The organism is Trebonia sp. (assembly GCF_030042015.1).
Classification (GTDB): domain Bacteria; phylum Actinomycetota; class Actinomycetes; order Streptosporangiales; family Streptosporangiaceae; genus Trebonia.
In genome coordinates this window covers 1-17032 of the sequence record NZ_JASIAL010000111.1, presented here as the reverse complement: position 1 = coordinate 17032, position 17032 = coordinate 1, and the positions used below count along the sequence as shown (strand labels likewise).

The following is a 17032-nucleotide window of genomic DNA, read 5'->3' as shown; positions in this document are numbered from 1 at the left end:
CACAGACGTCATGACGTGCACCTCGCTGCCGTGACGGGGACGCCGGACGGGCCCGCACCGCCGGAGGCGCTGCGCACCCCGGTCACCGTCGCGGCGCACAGGTAGAAGTTGAGCCACGACCCGTACGAGGCGAGCCTGGTGATGTCGGCCATCTTGAGCGGCAGGTCCTGCAGGAACGTGGCGACCGTGCCCGAGTTGTCCGCCAGGTTTCCCGCGAGCACCCCGAGCTCGCTGATGTCCTGGCTCAGCGGCGCCCGGCCCACCTGCAGCAGGCCGGCGGTGGCGCTGTTCAGGCTGGAGATGGCGCCGATCGCGCTGCCGATGGACTGCCGGTCCGCCGCCAGCCCGGAGACCAGCTCCTGCAGGGTGGTGATCAGCCCGGCGAGCGCGTTGCCGCGGGAGGTGATCGTCGTGAGCACCGAGTTCAGGTTCCCGATCACGTCGTCGATCACCTGGTCCTTGGTCGCCAGGGCGGTGGTCAGCGACCCGATCGTGAGGACCAGGGCGTCGAGGTCCGGGCTCTCGCCCTGGAACACCTGGATGATCTCGCTGGCCAGCTCGTTGACGTCGGTGGGGGAAAGGGCCGCGAACAGCGGCTGGAACCCGTTGAACAAGACGGTCAGGTTCAGCGCGGGGGTGGTCCGCGAGAGCGGTATGGTCCCCCCAGGCGGCAGCAGGCGGCCGGGCGGTCCTGTGCCCTGGCCGAGTTCGATGTAGCGCTGGCCGACGAGGTTGAGGTACCTGATCGTGGCGGTCACCGAGGCGGGCAGCTGCCGGCCGGCCTGCACCGCGAAGCCGACCAGCGCCAGGTTGCGGTGGTAGACGCTGATCGAGGTCACGTCCCCCACCCGCACCCCGGCGATGTCCACGTCATTGCCCACGGTCAGCCCGGTGACGTCGGTGAACACGGCCTGGTAGCCGGTGGTCCCCGGAACCCCGGTCTGGGCGATGCTGATCCCGAGGATCGTGGTCAGGGTGGCGGTGACCGCGATAAAGATGACCGACTTGACCAGCGGTCCTGCGATGGATGCCCGCTTCATGCGCTCACCCCGCGCCCGTTCGCAGGACCACGTCGGTGCCCAGGTACAGCGGCCCCACCAGGAGGCTGCTCCAGCCGGGGACGGCGGCCGTGGGACGGCCGAGTGCCAGCGCCGCGACCTCCCTGATCAGCTCGCCGTCCTGGGGGGCGCCGCCTGGTCCCGTCATGGCGGCCGTCGCGGCGGCGTGTTGGGAGGCTGGTTGCGAGGCCTGTTGCGAGGCCTGTTGCGAGGCCGCGCCGTCCGCTGCGGACGCGGCCGGCGAGGACGTGCCGTCGTTCAGCGTGATGCCGGGGAACGGCACCGGGTAACAGCGCGGCCCGGTGTTGTCCCCGTACACCGGCGTGTCCCGGTCGGGCAGGTACCGGCCGAGCGACGGCACCACGGTCACGTTGACGTGCAGGCCGGGCTCGCTCGTGCCCTGCCCGAGGACCTTGTTCATGGCCGGCTCGAAGCTGACCAGGTCCTGCAGCACGCACGGGAACTCCGGGGCGTACCTGGCCAGGATGCTCAGCGTGGCCGGTGAGTCCGCGGACAGCGTGACGATGTTCTGCTCGTTGGCGGCGAGGAACGAGCGCAGGTCGGTGGCGGCGACCGTCAGGTTGGCCAGCAGCGCGGTCACGCTGGCCCGCTGGTCCGCGATGACCTGGCTGGTGGCGGCGAAGTCGTTCAGCGCGGACAAGATGCCGGGCGCCGCCCGGTTGTAGGTCCTGGCCAGCCCGCTCAGTTCCTTGATGTCGGTGTCCAGGGTGGGCAGCTGCGGGTTCAGCCGCCCCAGGTAGGAGTTGAGCTCGGTCAGCGTCTGGGCCAGTTCGGCGCCGCGTCCCTGCAGGCCCTGCCCGAGGGCGTTGAGCACGAGCGAAAGCTTGTCCGGCTCGGTGGCGTTGAGCAGCGGGAGCAGGTTGTTCAGCACCCGCTCCAGCTCCAGGGCGTCACCGGACCGGTCCTGTGAGATCACGCTGCCGTTGGCCAGCATCTGCGGGCTCGGCCTGGCCGGCAGGATGAGGTCCACATAGCGCTCGCCGAACAACGTGGTGGGCAGCATCTCGGCGGAGACGTTCGCGGGCAGCTCCCCCACGACCGCGGGATAGATGGCAAGCTCAAGCCGGGCACCGGTGCCGTTGGCGCTGATCTGCCGCACCTCGCCCACCTGGACGCCGCGGACCATGACCTCGGCGCCAAGGTTCATCTCGTTGCCGGCGCTGCTGGTATACAGGGTCACCATCGCCACGGGCGTGAACCGCTTCTGGTACACCGCCACCGACAGCCACGCCAGCAGGATCAGCACGACCAGGAACAGGACGCCGGCGGCCCGGCGCCTGAGCTTGGCGCGCGCGCGCGAGCTCATCCGGCCACCCGCACCGTGGTGGTCGCCCCCCAGATCGCCAGGCTCATGAGGAAGTCGATGATGTTGATCATCACGATCGAGGCGCGCACGGCCCGGCCAACGGCCACCCCCACCCCTGCCGGGCCGCCGCCGGCCCGGTAGCCGTAGAAGCAGTGCACCAGGATCACGACGACGGCGAAGATCAGCACCTTGAGGAAGGACCAGAGCACGTCGACGGGCGAAAGGAACAGCCCGAAGTAGTGGTCATAGGTGCCTGCCGACTGGTGGTTGAAGTCGACGGTGACCAGGCGGGAGGCGAAGTACGAGCTCACCAGCCCGAGGGCGTACAGCGGGATGATCGCGATCACGCCCGCCAGGATGCGGGTGGTGACCAGGTAGGGCAGGCTCGGCACGCCCATGCCCTCGAGCGCGTCGACTTCCTCGCTGATGCGCATGGAGCCGAGCTGCGCGGTGAAGCCGGCCCCGACGGTGGCCGACAGCGCGAGCCCGGCGACCAGCGGCGCGATCTCGCGGGTGTTGAAGTAGGCGGACACGAAGCCGGTGAACGCGGCCGCGCCGATCTGGTTCAGCGCGGCGTACCCCTGCAGGCCCACGACCGTGCCGGTGAACAGCGTCATGCCGATCATCACGCCGACCGTCCCGCCGATCAGGGCGAGCGCGCCGCTGCCGAAGGTGACCTCGGACAGCAGCCGGAGCACCTCGCGCCAGTAGCGCCAGACCGCCCGGGGTAGCCAGGCCAGCGCGCGGGCGTAGAACAGCAGCTGCTCGCCGAGCAGGTCCAGCCAGGACAGCCGGCGGTCCGCGCTCGCGGCGGCGCTCGCGGCGGCACGGGCGGCGGCACGGGCCGACCATCGGCCGGCGTCGGCTTGTTCGCGTTCTCTTGCCTCCATGCGCACGGCTCACGCGCCCTTCGGGGGGACGATCCGCAGGTAGATAGCGGTCAGCACCAGGTTGACGAAGAACAGCAGCAGGAACGAGATGACCACCGACTGGTTGACCGCGTCGCCGACGCCCTTGGGGCCTGGCCGCGGGTTCAGGCCCCGGTGCGCGGCGATCACCCCGGCGATGAAGCCGAAGATCACCGCCTTGATCTCGCTGATGTACAGGTCGGGGAGCTGGGCCAGGGAGGAGAAGCTGGACAGGTAGGCGCCCGGCGTGCCGTGCTGCACGATCACGTTGAAGAAGTAGCCGCCAAGCACGCCGACGACCGACACCAGCCCGTTCAGCAGGACCGCGACGCCCATCGCGGCCAGCACCCGGGGGACGATCAGGCGCTGGACCGGCGAGATGCCCATGACCTCAAGCGCGTCCATCTCCTCGCGGATCGTGCGGGCCCCGATGTCGGCGCAGATCGCCGAGCCGCCCGCGCCCGCGATCAGCAGCGCCACGATCAGCGGGCTCGCCTGCTGGACGACCGCGAGCACGCTGGCGGCGCCGGTGAACGACTCGGCGCCAAGCTGCTGGGTCAGCGAGCCGACCTGAAGCGCGATCACCGCGCCGAACGGGATGGAGACAAGCGCCGAGGGCAGGATCGTGACGCTGGCGATGAACCAGAACTGCTCGATGAGCTCGCGCACCTGGAAGGGGCGCTTGAACGTCAGCCGCAGCACCTGCGCGGCAAGCACGAAAAGCTTGCCGGTCTGGCGCAGCGCGCCAGCCCCTGGGAACGTCACGTCCTGGCTGCTCATGGGCGGTTCCCTGACTGCTGCGGGCCGAAGCTGGCCGTGATCGCTTCCTGGGCCCGCGGCGGCAGGGTCGCCAGCATGTCCAGCATCCGGGCGCGGCGCCGGCGCAGCGCCTGCCGCTCGGGCAGCCCAGGGCTTGGCTCGAGCTGCGGCACGAGGGCAGGCGGCGGCGCGCCAGGACGGGCTCCGCCGTTGCCGGCCGGCTCGGCCTGCTGGGCCTGCCCGGCCTGCCCGGCATGCCCGGCATGCCCGGCGGCGATGTCGGCTTCGTCCTTTTCCTCTGACATGCCGATCGGGCCGATCCTGCGGCCGTTCACGAACTGGGTGATGACCGGGTCGTCGCTGGTCAGCAGCACCTCCCGGGGACCGAACATGACCAGCCCGCCGCGGTAAAGCATGCCGATGTTGTCCGGCACGGTGCGGGCGATCTGGATGTCATGGGTGACGATCAGGATCGTGGCGTCGATCTCGGCGTTGAGGTCGATGAGCAACTGCGACAGGTAGGCGGTGCGCACCGGGTCGAGGCCGGAGTCCGGCTCGTCGCACAGGATGATCTGCGGGTCAAGCACCAGGGCGCGGGCCAGCCCGGCGCGCTTGCGCATCCCGCCGGAGATCTCGCCGGGGAACTTGTGCTCCTCCCCGGTCAGGCCGACCATCTCCATCTTGGTGAGCACGATCTGGCGGATCTGCGCCTCGGTCATCCTGGTGTGCTCGCGCAACGGGAAGGCGATGTTGTCGTACAGGTTCAGCGAGCCGAACAGGGCGCCGTCCTGGAACATCACGCCGAAGAGCCTGCGGGCCCGGTACAGCTGGCGTTCCCGGCAGGTCACGGTGTCCACGCCGTCCACCACGACCCTCCCCGCGTCGGGCTGGACCAGCCTGACGAGCGACTTCAGGAACACCGTCTTGCCCGTGCCCGAGGGGCCGAGCAGCACGCTCACCTCGCCGGCCGGCAGCGTGAGCGTGACATCCCGCCACACGACGTGGCGGCCGAACGCCTTGGTCAGCCCTTCGACAACCACCTCAATCCCCATCCGGCCTCCCCTGGGGCTGTCGGTAGCGGACATCCTGCCGCACATGGTGCATCTCGTCCACGCTTTCGGTCATCCGATGCTTTCGGTCACCCGATCCTGGCCGCCGGTCAGCGCACCGGCTTGGGGACCGGCGGCGGACAGCCAAGGTCGCCGATGAGGGTGCAGATCGGGCCCTGGGTGAGCACGGCGTAGTTAGCTGGCCCGGACACGGTGCCGGTGAACAGCGGGTCGAGGTTCTCTGTCACCCCGCAGCCTTCGAACGGCGGAATGGTGATCTCGCCGGTCAGCGGGCCGCCGCCTTGCAGGGAGTACGGCTGCGGGCCGGCGGCCACGCCGGTGAGCTTGACCAGCAGCGCCTGTTTCGTCTGGCAATGCGCGCCCACGTCAAGCGGCTGCCCGTTGACGTCGACGTCGTAGATGCGCAGCTCCATCAGCGCCCACGCCGTGTTGGACGCCAGCGCCGACGTCGTCCCCACGCCGATGATGTTGATCGTGCCGATCTCGGTGAGCTGCAGGGTGGCCGATACCGGCATGAAACCGAAGGCGAGGAAGGTGGCACGCGCGGGCGGCAGCCCGTGCTCGATCCGGCAGGTGGCGCAGGTCTTATAGTCCAGCTCGGCGGCCGTATCCTCCTCGAAGTAGCCGGTGCTGAGGTTGTATACGACCCGCAGGCCGATCGCCAGGTTGGCCAGCCCCGGCCCCACCAGCGAGGCGCCGTCCAGCTTGCGCACGTCGGCGTAGCCCTTGAGGTACGCGCAGCCAAGCTCGGGCGCCGGATGGGTGACCGTGGCGCCGCGGGGCGCCTTCGGCAGCGGGAAGCGCGGGTTGAGCTTCAGCCCGCCTTTCGGCAGCGCGGGACAGGGGGACGGCTTGGCTGCCGGCCTCGCGGTGGCGCTTGGTGCCGCGCTGGCCGCGGCGGTGCTCGCGGCGGGCCTGATCGGGCCGCCCCGCTGGCTGGCCGCGGGCCCGGCGCTGCTGGCCGCGGCGAGGCTGGCCACGCCGGCGACCAGCGCCGCGCTCCCGGTCGCCGCGATCCACACCGCAACGCGTGCGGGCAGTGCCTTCACCGTCATGCTCCGTGTCCTGGTACGGTCAGGCCGTCTTGGCCGCGCCCAAGATGAGCGTGATCGTGTTGCCGGGGCCCGCTATCGACTCGTTGATCAATGGTGACAGCAGCCCGGCGGGCCCGCAGCCGGAAAACGGTGGAACCGTGTAGGTGCCGGTCAGCCTGCCGCCCGCGACCACGCTGAAGCCGGGCCGGCTGGTCGCCGTGATCACCGCCGGGGTGGCGCTCTCACACGAGCCGCCGACCGGTACCGGCAGCCCCGCCACGCTCATGCGGGTGATCTTGAGGATGATCTTCGATGTCGCCGTCACGGCCCCGGTGTTGACGTCGACCTTGCCTGTCGTCGCGGCGGCCTGGATGAACTCGGTGGTCGCGCTGACCGGGATCAGCCCGAATTCCCTGACGGACACCGTCGCCGGGGGCAGGGTCAGGTTCGCGGTCAGGGTGGCGGTTTTGAGGTTCAGCGTGGTCGACAGCGTGCCCGGCCCCAGGCTGACGGTGGTGTTCGGCACGTCCAGGTAGGTGCTCCCGTGGACAGGATAAGCAACGGCGATCGTGTTGCCCGAGGACGCGGCCGCCGGGGCCGCCTGGGCCGCCTGGGCCGCGATGACCGACGCGGCGGCCAGCAGGCCGACGGCGGCCGGGACGGTCACGGCGCGGACGCCGCGCGACCGCGTGAGACTGTCCATCGCATCTCCTTGCCTGCTTTTCCTTGCCTGCGCTGTGTTGCCTGTGTTGCCGGGAGGGACTGGCGGCGGCCAGGCAATGCCTGGCCGCCGCCAGTCGCCGCGTTGCCGACGTCTCTTACGCCGTCACGGGCTGGTAATGGTCTGCGCCGGGCTGACGGCGTTGACCGCGGTGAACGAGGACCCGTCGCCGTCGTTGATGAGCCCAAAGCAGCCGCTCACGTCGTAGATGTGCAGGTTGCCGCCGCTGGCGAGCACCGTCAGCTTGTGCGTCTTGTTGACGTAGGTGACCTTGACCGTCCCGTTGTCCTTGGTGGCGCCGGTGCCGTCGACGGTGGCCGCGCAGCCGGGCCCGGACAGCGTGGAGTGGATCCCGGTAATCGTCCCGGTCGTGGTCCCGGTCGACTTGGTGTAGGACACCGCGTTGAGCTTCCACGGCAGGTGGCTGCTCTTGACGGTGAATTTGATTCCCAGCGGCCCCGTGCAGCCGCTGAAGCTAATCGCGGTGATCGAGCCGATGCCGGTGCCGGACAGCTTACTGCCCTTCTTGAGCGTGATCTTGGCGCTCGAGGACGTGCACGTGAGCACCGTCTTCGTCTTCGTGTCCTCGAGGAACGTCTTCCCGATTGCCTTCGCGGTAGCGGTCCCGCCGGGCTTGATCGTCCAGGTGGGGGCTGCTGCCAGTGCGGGCGCCGCGCTAAGGCCGATTAGAAGAGCCACGGCAGTGCCAGCGATAAGGCCACTGCCCGTCCGTTTCCACTTCCACATCGTCATGGTGAGTCTCCTCAGGTGTTCTGCCCGGACGAACCCTGCGATCGGGCAGCTCGCATGTACGGTGCACGCCGCTGCCGCTCGCTGGATACTGGCGAGTACGTTACTTGCACGTAAACATCCGGTGCAAGGCTCAAAAAGTTAAGCAGTCGTGTGTGTCGATTCCGCTAGCCAATCAGGCCGGTCAGGTCAAGCCGCCCGAGGCGTTGCGGGTCGGCGAGAATGTCGATCTCGGTGATCTTGTCATCCCGAACGGCAATGCCGATGAGCGCGAGGGGCTGGCCCCTGGTCACGACCAGGTATCCCAGGGTTCCGTTGACGAGCACGGGGTGCGCGAAGCGTGCGAGCCCCGCGAAGCGGCTTGCCTGAGCGGCCACCTCCGACGCCCCCCTGATCAGCTGGGAGGGGCCGAACGGACCGGTGCCCGCGTCGGCGCGGAGCACCACGTCCGGATCGAGGAGGGCGAGCAGGCCCGCGAAGTCGTCCCCGCGCGAAGCGGCGAGGAAGGCGTCTGCCACGGCCCGCTGCCTGGCGGGATCGGCCGCGCCGGCCGCGCTCGCGCCGCGAAGCCGGTGCCTGGCACGGCTTGCCAGCTGCTTGGCGGCCGCCGGGGAACGGCCAAGGATGGACCCGATCTGCGCGAACGGGACCGCGAAGATGTCGTGCAAGACGAAGGCGAGCCGTTCGGCCGGGGGCAGCGTGTCGAGGACGACGAGCAGCGCGAGGCCGACCGAGTCGGCCAGCAGGGCATGCTGCTCGGGATCGTCATCAACGGGGGTGACGATCGGGTCAGGCACGTGCGCGCCGAGCAGGTCCTCGCGGCGCGCCGCGCGGGCGCGCAGCATGTCCAGGCAGACGCGCGAGGTGACGGTGGTCAGCCATGCGCGCATGTTCCGCACGTCGGCGACGTCGGTCTTGGTCAGCCGCAGCCAGGTCTCCTGCACCGCGTCGTCCGCCTCGGTCAGCGAGCCGAGCATCCGGTAGGCCACTGCCCGCAGGTGCGCGCGGTGCGCCCGGAACGCCTCGGCCGGCCAGTCCGTGCTGTCCACTGTTACCTTCCTCTGCCGCCATCCGTCATACCCACAGACGATCCGAACGAGATCGAGGTGACAACCTGGGAGGAGACGCAGATGACCGATCGGCCGGCGCCGGGCCATCCGCTGGAGAAGCCGGCCCCGCGGGCGCAGACCATGGCAGCGCAGAATCTGGTGAACCGGATCATCCGGGGGCTGCTGCGCGCGCCGCTGGTGAGCCGGCTCGCCGGCAGCCGGCTCACCACGGTGTATGTCGTCGGCCGCAAGTCGGGGCGGCGCTACGCGGTGCCTGTGGCCTATACGAGGCACGAGGGAGACCTGCTTATCGGCACGCCCTTCGGCTGGGGCCGCAACCTCCGCACGGGAGAGCCGGTGGCAATCCGGCTCAAGGGCCGCAGGCTGCTCGCCGATGTCCGCGTCCTTGCAGCAGAGCAGAGCGTGGCCGACGCTTACGCCGTCATGGCGCGCGACAACCACGGCTTCGCCAAGTTCAACAAGATCGGCTTCGACGTCGACGGCAACCCGGACCCCGGCGACCTGCACCTTGCCTGGGCCGCGGGTGCCCGCGCCTTCCTGCTGACACCCCGCGGGTCGGGCTAGATGGCTTCCCGCGGCCCGCTGCGGGCGAACTGCGCGAGCCGCAGCTCCCGGGACCTCACTAGGTGCCTGGTCAGGTGCGCCCTTGCCGCATCGGGGTCACGGGCAGTGATGGCCGCCAGCACCTGGGTGTGCTCCTGCCTGGTCTTGCTGAGGTCCTCCGTGGTCTCGTGCGGGGCGCGGTCATAGATCCGCAGTTGCGCGGTCAGCCGGGTGAGCAGCGTGAAGATCGTGCGGTTACGGCTGGCTTGCCAGAGGGCGACGTGCCATTCGCCGTTCAGCTTCCTGATCTCTGCCGGGTCCGTGAGCCTGCCGGTGACCTCGTGGATATGCAGCAGCCGGGCCAGGTCGAGGTCGGTGCACCTGGCCGCGGCGCCCGCCGCTGCTTCACCTTCAAGCGCCACCCTGGCTTCGTATATGTCGAGTACGTCCTGGGCGGTGCCTGAGCAAACCCGGTAGCCGCGTGCGGCTCGCTCGAGCAGGCCGTCCTGTTCCAGGCGGACCAGTGCCTCGCGCACCGGCGTCCTGGAGATGCCGTAGCGCGCGGCGAGCGCGGTCTCCAAAAGCAAGGCGCCCGGTTCGAACACGCCAGCCAGGACGTCGCCGCGCAGCAGCTCGTAGGCACGGCCAGTAGCAGCCACAGTGAGCACACCATGACCGTACCATGTAACAATCGTATACTTGTGTATACACAAGCTCGTGGTCACGCGGTTCCATGGCCTGATCATGTGAGATGGCCTGCCAAGAAACAGCAGTTCATAGCCTACGGCTGTTCCATCGGCTCTCTTGACATTTCCTATAACTTATGTAGGAATAATCGAGTTAATGATGACGCTACCTCACACGGAGACTCGCATGACCACCTCGCCAGGCCTAGCCGAAGGCCCGCCTGCACTGGCGCCGGCCGCGACCACCGGACTCGAGAAGCACTCCATCGACTACATCCCGGAAGGCGAGCGGCACGGCCGTGTCACCCAGCAGGGCGTGTTCTGGTTCCTCAGCAACACCCAATCGCTGTCCGTCGCGGTCGGGTTCCTTGGGCCGGCGCTCGGCCTGTCGATCTTGTGGACCGTCGTCGCGACCCTGCTTGGCACGCTGTTCGGCACGTCCTTCATGGCGCTGCACGCCTCGCAGGGACCGCACCTCGGGCTGCCGCAGATGCTGCAGTCGCGGGCCCAGTTCGGCTACCGGGGAGTCGTCGTTCCGCTGCTGGCGGCGCTGTTCGCCTACATGGCCTACCTGATCCTGGACACGGTCATACTCGATGTGGGCCTGAACGCCATGTTCGGGATCAACGCGGTGCTGATCGGGATCGGGGCTGCCGTGCTCGCGGTGATCCTGGCCATCTACGGCTACGACTGGCTGCACCGGACCTTCCGCTGGTTCTTCTGGATCTCGCTGCCCTTCTGGGCCGTCCTGAGCATCGCGATCCTCGCCGGTCACGCCGGCGGGCACCCGACGACCGCGCACTACGGCTTCGTATTCGTCCCGTTCGCCGCGCAGTTCTCCTACGCCGCGAGCATCAACTTGTCGTACGCCCCGTGCGTTTCTGACTACTCCCGATATCTGCCGCGCAGCACCCCGTTCAGGAACGTGATCGGGGCGGTCTACCTGGGAGCGTCCACGCCGCTCGTCTGGCTGGTCGCCATCGGGGCGTGGCTCGCTGTCCGGCTGGACGCCACGAACGCGCTTCCCGCGATGGACACGGCCGGCAACGCCCTCTTCAGCGGCTTCGGCGACGCGCTGGTCGCCGTCTCCTCGATCGTGCTGGTGATCACCATGGGCCTGTGCGCCTACTCCGGCGCGCTTACCGTGCTCACCGGCGGCACCAGCCTCGGCGTCCTGAAAGAATCCCGCAGCTACAAGATCTCCCTGCGGGCGGCCGTCACCGTCGTGCTGGCCGTCATCTGGGCCGTCATCGCGATCCCGCTGCACAACGTGAACTCGACCGTCAACAACCTGGTTCTCGCCGTGTACTACGTACTGCTCCCGTGGACCAGCATCAACCTGGTGGACTACTTCTTCATCCGGCGCGGCCGCTATGCGATCACGCACCTGGACAGGCCGGACGGCATCTACGGAGCCTGGTCGTGGCGGGGAATCGTGGCCTACGTGATCGGCCTGGCCTGCATAGTGCCGTTCGTGGACCTCACGTTCTTCCAGGGAGCCGCGGTCGGACCGCTGAACGGCGTGGACTTGTCCTGGGTCGTCGGCATCGCGGTCTCGGCCACCGTGTACTTCGTCCTCACCAGGTCCCTGAACCTGAGCAAGACGAAGGCCGCGATCGAAGAGAGCAACGCGGAGCTGCGCGCCCTCGGGCTGGCCACCGCAGGAACCGACACGACCGCGGCGGAGTTCTGAGTGGCCGATCCGCTCGTCAGCGCGCGGTGGCTTGCCGGCCAGTTGAGCAAGGCTGTGGTCCTTGACGCCACGGCCACACTGGCCGCGCCGCGAGCCGACGGCGACTACCGGGTAGCCAGCGGTCGCCCGGGGTGGCTGGCGGGGCACATCCCTGGGTCAAGGCACGCGGACCTCGTCACGGAGCTAACCGATCACGGCGCCGGCTTTCACTTCGCGCACCTGGAGGCGGCTGCCCTCGCCGCGGTGGTCCGGCCGTGGGGCGTGGTCAAGGGACGCCCGGTCGTCATCTATGACCGGGCCGGCTCGCTGTGGGCGGCGAGGCTGTGGTGGGAACTGCACAGCATCGGCGTGGATGCCCGGGTGCTTGACGGCGGACTGGCCGCATGGCGCGCTGCCGGACTGCCTGTCGCCGTCGGCGATGACGCGCCGGCGCCGCGGCGCGGGTACCTGGAACCCCGTGAGATTCCGGGCGCCTGGGCCACCCGGGACGATGTGCTGGCCGTCATCTCCGGGCATAGCCGTGCCACTTTGGTGTGCGCGCTCGGCGCTGACGCCTTCACCGGCCGCGCGACAACCCGTTATACCCGGCGCGGGCACATTCCGGCCAGCGTGAACTTGCCGGCGCACGGGCTGCTTGACGGTGACGGCCGGCTGCTGGAACCGGCGGCGCTGTCGGCGGCGGCCGCCGCGGTGCTCCCGCGCGACGGCGGCCGGATCATCCTCTACTGCGGCGGCGGCGTCTCCGCGGCGCTGCTCGCGCTGGCGCTGACCGTCATCGGCGTCGGCGGGGTGGCCATCTACGACGGCTCCCTGGAGGAATGGACCGCCGACCCGGCGCTGCCCATCCAGCTGGGAGTGGCATGACCCGCCCCGTCTCCCGCTACGAATCGCTCGCCTCCTGGTACGACCAGGTGATGACCGACCCGGATGACAGGAGCAGCCTGGCGACCATCGCCTACGCGCTGGTCGCCAGGCTGCTCGGGCCGGGCGATGGCCTGGTACTCGACGTGGGAACGGGGACCGGGCTGTCCGCGAGCACGCTGCGCCGGGCCGGTTACCGCCCGGTCGGGCTCGACCTGGCCATCGACCAGCTGCGCATCGCGGCCGGGCGGCTGCCCGTGGCGCAGGCGGACGCGGCCCGCCTCCCCCTCGCGGATGACACGGTGGCCGCGGCGTACAGCACCTTCGTCGCCTCGGACCTCGATGACTTTCCCGGCACGGTCGCCGAGGTCTTCCGGGTGCTGCGCCCTGGCGGCCGCTATGTGGCGGTCTGCCTGCACCCGTGCTTCGACGGCAATTACGCGCAGCGGCAGCCCGACGGCACGATCGTGCAGCATCCCGGCTACCGCGAAACCGGCTACGCCGGACCCGGCCACTTCTCTTCAAGCATTCGGGGCAAGGTGGGCGCCTGGCACCGCCCGCTTGCCGCCCAGCTGAACATCTACCTCGCCGTCGGCTTCCGGCTTGCCGAGGTGGCCGAGGACGGCACCGATCCGCTGCCGAACCAGCTCGCCCTATTGCTGACCAAACCCGCAGAACTGGAGCCCGCGTCATGACCACCACCACTGACCAGCTCGCGGCGCGTACCTGGGATGACGGCCTCACCCAGCAGGACGTCGCCGCCGTCCGGGCCGGCTCGCCGCTGACCCACTGCGTGACCAACTACGTCGCCGCGCCCCTCACCGCCAACGTCCTGCTGGCGGTCGGCGCGGTCCCGGCGATGGTCTCGACCATCGAAGAAGTTGGCGGCTTCGCGGCCGCCGCCAGCGGCGTCCTGCTCAACGTCGGGACCATCACCACCGAGAGCGCGAACGTGTTCATCCAGGCCGCCGCCGCGGCCTCCCGTGCCGGGACCCCCTGGGTCCTTGACCCGGTCGCGGTGGGCGCCGGGCTGCGGCTTCGCGACCGGGTAGCCACCGAACTGCTGGAACACAAGCCCACCATCATCCGCGGCAACGGCTCGGAGATCCTCGGCCTCGCCGGGGCGGCCGTCGGCGGCAAGGGACCTGACTCGACGGCAACCTCCGATGACGCCCTTCCCGTTGCCGTGGCGCTCGCCCGTGAGACCGGCGCGGTCGTCGCGATCAGCGGGGTGACCGACTTCGTCACCGACGGCAAGACCACCGTCGCCGTTCCCGGCGGGCACGTGCTGATGACCAAGGTGACCGGGGTCGGCTGTTCCCTCGGCGGGCTCATCGCGGCCTTCGCAGGAGTGATCGGCGATCCGCTGCGGGCTGCCGCGTCGGCGTCGGCGCTGCTCGCCACCGCCGGCGAGCGCGCCGCGCGCACCGCTCGCGGCACTGGCAGCTTCGCGGTCGCGCTGCTCGACGAGCTCTCGACGCTCGGCGCGTCCTGATGACCGTGGAGCTCGGGGTGGTGCTGCCCGCCAGAACCCGGCCGGCGCCGCTGGGCTTCGGTGACCTGCTCCGTATCGCCGAAGACGTCGACGCCAACCCACGCTGGGGACAGCTGTGGGCGCCGGATTCGATCCTCGCGCTCCCGTTCTACGATTCGACGGTGCTGCTCGCGGCCAGCGCGGCCCGCACCCGGCGAGTCCAGCTCGGCGTGGCCTGCCTGGCCAGCCTCGGCTTCCGGCATCCGGTGATCGCGGCGCAGGAGTGGGCGAACCTCGACGCCCTGTCCGGCGGCCGGATGATCTTGGTCGCCTGCCCGGGCAACGCGACCGGTACCGCCGTGGAAAGGGAACTCGCCATCTTCGGCCTGGACTACCAGGAGAAGGTCGCCCGCTTCGAGGAGTACGTAGAGTTCCTGCGGCAGGCCAGCTCCTCCCCCGGCCCGGTGAACTTCTCCGGCACATACCTGCGCGCGGAAGGGATAGAGCTAAGGCCGGCTTTCGCACAGCGCCCGCTGCCGATCTGGATCGTCGGCAACCCGTCTGCGACCGCGGGCCCCAAGACCCTCGACCGGGTGCTCGGCCGGGTAGCCAGGCTCGGCAGCGGCTGGATGACGTACAACGTCACCCCTGGCCTGCTGCGGCAGCGGGCCGGCTACCTGGCCGGGCTCAGGGCCGGCCTCGGCCGGGCCGGCGGCGACTTCCCTGTGTGCGTATTCGTCAACACCAACCTCCACCCTGACGAACGCCAGGCACAGCAGGACGCGGCCGCGAGGTGGTCGCAGCAGTCGACCCGCAACATCAGCGTCGCGGACCTGCAGCGGGTCGGCGCGATCGGCGCCCCGGCGCGCTGCGCGGACTTCATCGCCCAGCTCACCGAGGCCGGGGCGACGCACATCGCGCTGGAGCTCCTCGCCACCGACCCGCACAAGCAGCTAGACCTGCTGACAGAGCACCTGCTCCCGCTCCTGCCGGCCTGAGCGGCCTGAGCGGCCTGAGCGGCATCGTCGACCGGTTTAGCTCGCCGCTTTCCTGCGCAGATAATCACTTTGCGTGATGCCAGTGAGTGCGATACGGTGCGGCACTGGCAAAATGAGGTCAGCGTAATCCGCCATGTGCTAGGGATCCGAAGGAGTTGTGATGCGAGGGACGTCCGCTTCCATCGAAAAGTGTCTGCCGACCTATTCGGAGGATGTGGCGCGTGTCTCGCGGAACGCTGAATTTGGGGATCCTTGCACATGTTGATGCCGGCAAGACGACGCTGACTGAGCGCCTGCTCTATTCCGCCGGGATCATCGACGCGCCTGGCCGCGTCGATGAGGGCACGACGCGGACTGACTCGCTGGCGCTGGAGCGTCAGCGAGGAATCACGATCAAGTCCGCGGTCGTCGCGTTCACGATCGGCGGCAGGACCGTCAACCTGATCGACACACCCGGCCACCCCGACTTCGTGGCCGAGGTGGAGCGTGCGCTGAGCGTGCTTGACGGTGCCGTCCTGGTGGTCTCCGCGGTCGAAGGTGTGCAGCCGCAGACGTCGGTCTTGTGGCGTGCCGTGCAGCGGCTGCGGGTCCCGACGTTGTTCTTCGTCAACAAGATCGATCGCCGCGGCGCGGGGTATGAGCGGCCGCTGAACGACATCGCCGAGCGGCTGACACCCGCGGTCATCGCGATGGGCTCCGTCAGTGAGCCAGGAACGCGCGGGGCGGCGTTCCTTCCCTTTGACGGCTCCGCTCCGGCGTTCCGATCGAGGCTGGCCGAGATGCTGGCCGATCATGACGACGCGGTCCTGGGTGCCTATGTCGACATGGACGGGGCCATGCCGTATGACTGGCTGCGCGAGAGGCTGGCCATGCAGACCGGGGACACGCTGGTGCACCCGGTCTACTTCGGGTCTGCCATCACCGGTGCGGGCGTCGGCGCGCTGATCCAGGGAATCACCGACCTGCTGCCCTCGGCCGGAGGGGACGGTGGCGGCCCGGTCTCGGCCCGGGTGTTCAAGATCGGCCGGGGGGCCGCCGGAGAGAAGATCGCCTACGCGCGCGTGTTCTCCGGCACCGTCGCGGTCCGTGACCGCGTGCGGTTCGGCCGCGGGGGCGAGGGCAAGGTCACCGCGATCGGCGTCTTCGCCGACGGCACGTGCGTCCGCCGCGACTCGGTGACCGCCGGCCAGATCGCCAGGCTGTCAGGTCTGGACGGCATCCGGGTCGGCGACGCGATCGGGACGTCACCTGCCAGCGCGGAGCAGCACTATTTCGCGCCGCCGACACTGGAGACGGCCATCGTGGCCCGCGATCCGCGAGACAAGCCGAAGCTGTTCAGCGCCATGACCCAGCTAGCCGAGCAAGACCCGCTCATCAACGTCCGGCAGGACGACATCCGGCAGGAAATCTACGTCTCCTTGTACGGCGAAGTCCAGAAACAGGTGATCGAGGCCACCTTGGCGCGCGAGTACGGGCTGGAGACCGGTTTCCGGGAGACGACACCGATCTGCGTGGAACGGCCGCTGCGCACCGGCACGGCCGAGGAACTCTTGGGCGCGCGGGAAAACCCGTTCCTCGCCACGCTGGGAATCCGCATCGACCCAGCCCCAGCGGGCTCAGGCATCGAGTTCCAGCTCAAGGTCGACCACCAGGCCGTCCCGCTGTTCATCTACAAGAACGCGGAGAACTTCGCCACCGCAATGGAGCAGTTCACCACCGAGACACTGCGCGAAGGACTCTACGGCTGGCGGGTCACCGACTGCACGGTATCGCTGGTCAGGTCCCAGTACAGCGTCCCGGACGGCCCGCCGAGTACCCGGGGACCGCTCAGCGGCCCGCAGGACTACCGCAAGCTCACGCCGCTGGTCGTCATGGAAGCACTCCAACGGGCGGGAACCCAGGTCTGCGAGCCCGTCCACCGGTTCCGTCTGGACACTCCCGCCGACACTCTCAGCACCGTGCTGCCTGCCCTGGCGAAACTGCGCGCCGTCCCCGGGATGACCTCGACCCAGGGTCCCTGGTGCACCGTCGAAGGGGACATCCCCGCGGCCCAGGTCCACGAGCTGCGCCAGCAGATCCC

Annotated in this window: 17 protein-coding genes; 7 read left to right on the top strand and 10 right to left on the bottom strand. The window is 69.5% G+C overall.

Annotation, left to right across the window (positions count from 1 at the left end; genetic code table 11):
• Nucleotides 1-8 precede the first annotated feature (8 nt).
• From Q1N79_RS05595 to Q1N79_RS05555, 9 genes are all read right to left on the bottom strand, one after another.
• The gene (locus Q1N79_RS05595) at nt 9-1040 is read right to left on the bottom strand and encodes an MCE family protein (RefSeq protein ID WP_300605276.1); all 1032 of its coding nucleotides are present in this window, start codon (nt 1038-1040) and stop codon (nt 9-11) included.
• Between the two features lie 4 nt (nt 1041-1044).
• Nucleotides 1045-2385, bottom strand: a complete 1341-nt coding sequence (locus Q1N79_RS05590) for an MCE family protein (RefSeq protein WP_300605274.1) — start codon at nt 2383-2385, stop codon at nt 1045-1047.
• Nucleotides 2382-3275 (bottom strand): ABC transporter permease, encoded by an 894-nt coding sequence (locus Q1N79_RS05585; protein WP_300605272.1) that lies wholly within the window; start codon nt 3273-3275, stop codon nt 2382-2384. The genes Q1N79_RS05590 and Q1N79_RS05585 overlap by 4 nt, the downstream gene beginning before the upstream one ends.
• Before the next feature lie 9 nt (nt 3276-3284).
• A complete protein-coding gene (locus Q1N79_RS05580; protein ID WP_300605270.1) occupies nt 3285-4073 on the bottom strand; it encodes an ABC transporter permease in 789 nt (262 codons plus the stop codon).
• Entirely contained in the window at nt 4070-5104 is a 1035-nt protein-coding gene (locus Q1N79_RS05575; RefSeq protein WP_300605268.1) for an ABC transporter ATP-binding protein, read from the bottom strand. Before Q1N79_RS05575 ends, Q1N79_RS05580 begins: the two co-directional genes overlap by 4 nt.
• A 107-nt stretch (nt 5105-5211) precedes the next feature.
• Nucleotides 5212-6177: a hypothetical protein gene (locus Q1N79_RS05570; RefSeq protein WP_300605266.1), complete on the bottom strand. Its 966-nt coding sequence runs from the start codon at nt 6175-6177 to the stop codon at nt 5212-5214.
• A 19-nt stretch (nt 6178-6196) separates the two neighbouring features.
• On the bottom strand, nt 6197-6859 hold the full coding sequence (locus Q1N79_RS05565) for a hypothetical protein (protein WP_300605264.1): 663 nt from the start codon (nt 6857-6859) through the stop codon (nt 6197-6199).
• A 123-nt stretch (nt 6860-6982) separates the two neighbouring features.
• Complete coding sequence (locus Q1N79_RS05560; RefSeq protein ID WP_300605262.1) at nt 6983-7630, bottom strand: hypothetical protein; 648 nt, start codon at nt 7628-7630, stop codon at nt 6983-6985.
• A gap of 164 nt (nt 7631-7794) precedes the next feature.
• A complete protein-coding gene (locus Q1N79_RS05555) occupies nt 7795-8676 on the bottom strand; it encodes a sigma-70 family RNA polymerase sigma factor (protein ID WP_300605260.1) in 882 nt (293 codons plus the stop codon).
• 81 nt (nt 8677-8757) lie between these two features.
• On the opposite strand from Q1N79_RS05555, the gene Q1N79_RS05550 reads away from it, so the two are divergent.
• Entirely contained in the window at nt 8758-9261 is a 504-nt protein-coding gene (locus Q1N79_RS05550; protein WP_300605258.1) for a nitroreductase/quinone reductase family protein, read from the top strand.
• Here Q1N79_RS05550 and Q1N79_RS05545 read toward each other — a convergent pair.
• The gene (locus Q1N79_RS05545) at nt 9258-9908 is read right to left on the bottom strand and encodes a GntR family transcriptional regulator (protein ID WP_300605257.1); all 651 of its coding nucleotides are present in this window, start codon (nt 9906-9908) and stop codon (nt 9258-9260) included. The genes Q1N79_RS05550 and Q1N79_RS05545 overlap by 4 nt on opposite strands.
• A gap of 205 nt (nt 9909-10113) precedes the next feature.
• Here Q1N79_RS05545 and Q1N79_RS05540 point away from each other — a divergent pair, with 205 nt between their 5' ends.
• From Q1N79_RS05540 to Q1N79_RS05515, 6 genes are all read left to right on the top strand, one after another.
• Entirely contained in the window at nt 10114-11619 is a 1506-nt protein-coding gene (locus Q1N79_RS05540; protein WP_300605255.1) for a cytosine permease, read from the top strand.
• Nucleotides 11620-12483 (top strand): sulfurtransferase, encoded by an 864-nt coding sequence (locus tag Q1N79_RS05535; RefSeq protein ID WP_300605253.1) that lies wholly within the window; start codon nt 11620-11622, stop codon nt 12481-12483.
• Complete coding sequence (locus Q1N79_RS05530; protein ID WP_300605251.1) at nt 12480-13175, top strand: methyltransferase domain-containing protein; 696 nt, start codon at nt 12480-12482, stop codon at nt 13173-13175. The genes Q1N79_RS05535 and Q1N79_RS05530 overlap by 4 nt, the downstream gene beginning before the upstream one ends.
• Nucleotides 13172-13975 carry a hydroxyethylthiazole kinase gene (gene thiM, locus Q1N79_RS05525; protein WP_300605250.1) on the top strand — a complete coding sequence of 268 codons (804 nt, stop codon included), beginning with the start codon at nt 13172-13174 and terminating at the stop codon, nt 13973-13975. Before Q1N79_RS05530 ends, thiM begins: the two co-directional genes overlap by 4 nt.
• On the top strand, nt 13975-14952 hold the full coding sequence (locus Q1N79_RS05520) for an LLM class flavin-dependent oxidoreductase (protein WP_300605248.1): 978 nt from the start codon (nt 13975-13977) through the stop codon (nt 14950-14952). Before thiM ends, Q1N79_RS05520 begins: the two co-directional genes overlap by 1 nt.
• Nucleotides 14953-15173: 221 nt before the next feature.
• Nucleotides 15174-17032 (top strand): TetM/TetW/TetO/TetS family tetracycline resistance ribosomal protection protein (locus Q1N79_RS05515; RefSeq protein WP_300605246.1); only part of this gene is annotated, 1859 nt, incomplete at its 3' end.

Bases quoted from the DNA above. Each gene is read 5' to 3' on its own strand.
- Q1N79_RS05595 (WP_300605276.1), bottom strand. From the start codon at position 1,040: ATGAAGCGGGCATCCATCGCAGGACCGCTGGTCAAGTCGGTCATCTTT.
- Q1N79_RS05590 (WP_300605274.1), bottom strand. From the start codon at position 2,385: ATGAGCTCGCGCGCGCGCGCCAAGCTCAGGCGCCGGGCCGCCGGCGTC.
- Q1N79_RS05585 (WP_300605272.1), bottom strand. From the start codon at position 3,275: ATGGAGGCAAGAGAACGCGAACAAGCCGACGCCGGCCGATGGTCGGCC.
- Q1N79_RS05580 (WP_300605270.1), bottom strand. From the start codon at position 4,073: ATGAGCAGCCAGGACGTGACGTTCCCAGGGGCTGGCGCGCTGCGCCAG.
- Q1N79_RS05575 (WP_300605268.1), bottom strand. From the start codon at position 5,104: ATGGGGATTGAGGTGGTTGTCGAAGGGCTGACCAAGGCGTTCGGCCGC.
- Q1N79_RS05570 (WP_300605266.1), bottom strand. From the start codon at position 6,177: ATGACGGTGAAGGCACTGCCCGCACGCGTTGCGGTGTGGATCGCGGCG.
- Q1N79_RS05565 (WP_300605264.1), bottom strand. From the start codon at position 6,859: ATGGACAGTCTCACGCGGTCGCGCGGCGTCCGCGCCGTGACCGTCCCG.
- Q1N79_RS05560 (WP_300605262.1), bottom strand. From the start codon at position 7,630: ATGACGATGTGGAAGTGGAAACGGACGGGCAGTGGCCTTATCGCTGGC.
- Q1N79_RS05550 (WP_300605258.1), top strand. From the start codon at position 8,758: ATGACCGATCGGCCGGCGCCGGGCCATCCGCTGGAGAAGCCGGCCCCG.
- Q1N79_RS05540 (WP_300605255.1), top strand. From the start codon at position 10,114: ATGACCACCTCGCCAGGCCTAGCCGAAGGCCCGCCTGCACTGGCGCCG.
- Q1N79_RS05530 (WP_300605251.1), top strand. From the start codon at position 12,480: ATGACCCGCCCCGTCTCCCGCTACGAATCGCTCGCCTCCTGGTACGAC.
- thiM (WP_300605250.1), top strand. From the start codon at position 13,172: ATGACCACCACCACTGACCAGCTCGCGGCGCGTACCTGGGATGACGGC.
- Q1N79_RS05520 (WP_300605248.1), top strand. From the start codon at position 13,975: ATGACCGTGGAGCTCGGGGTGGTGCTGCCCGCCAGAACCCGGCCGGCG.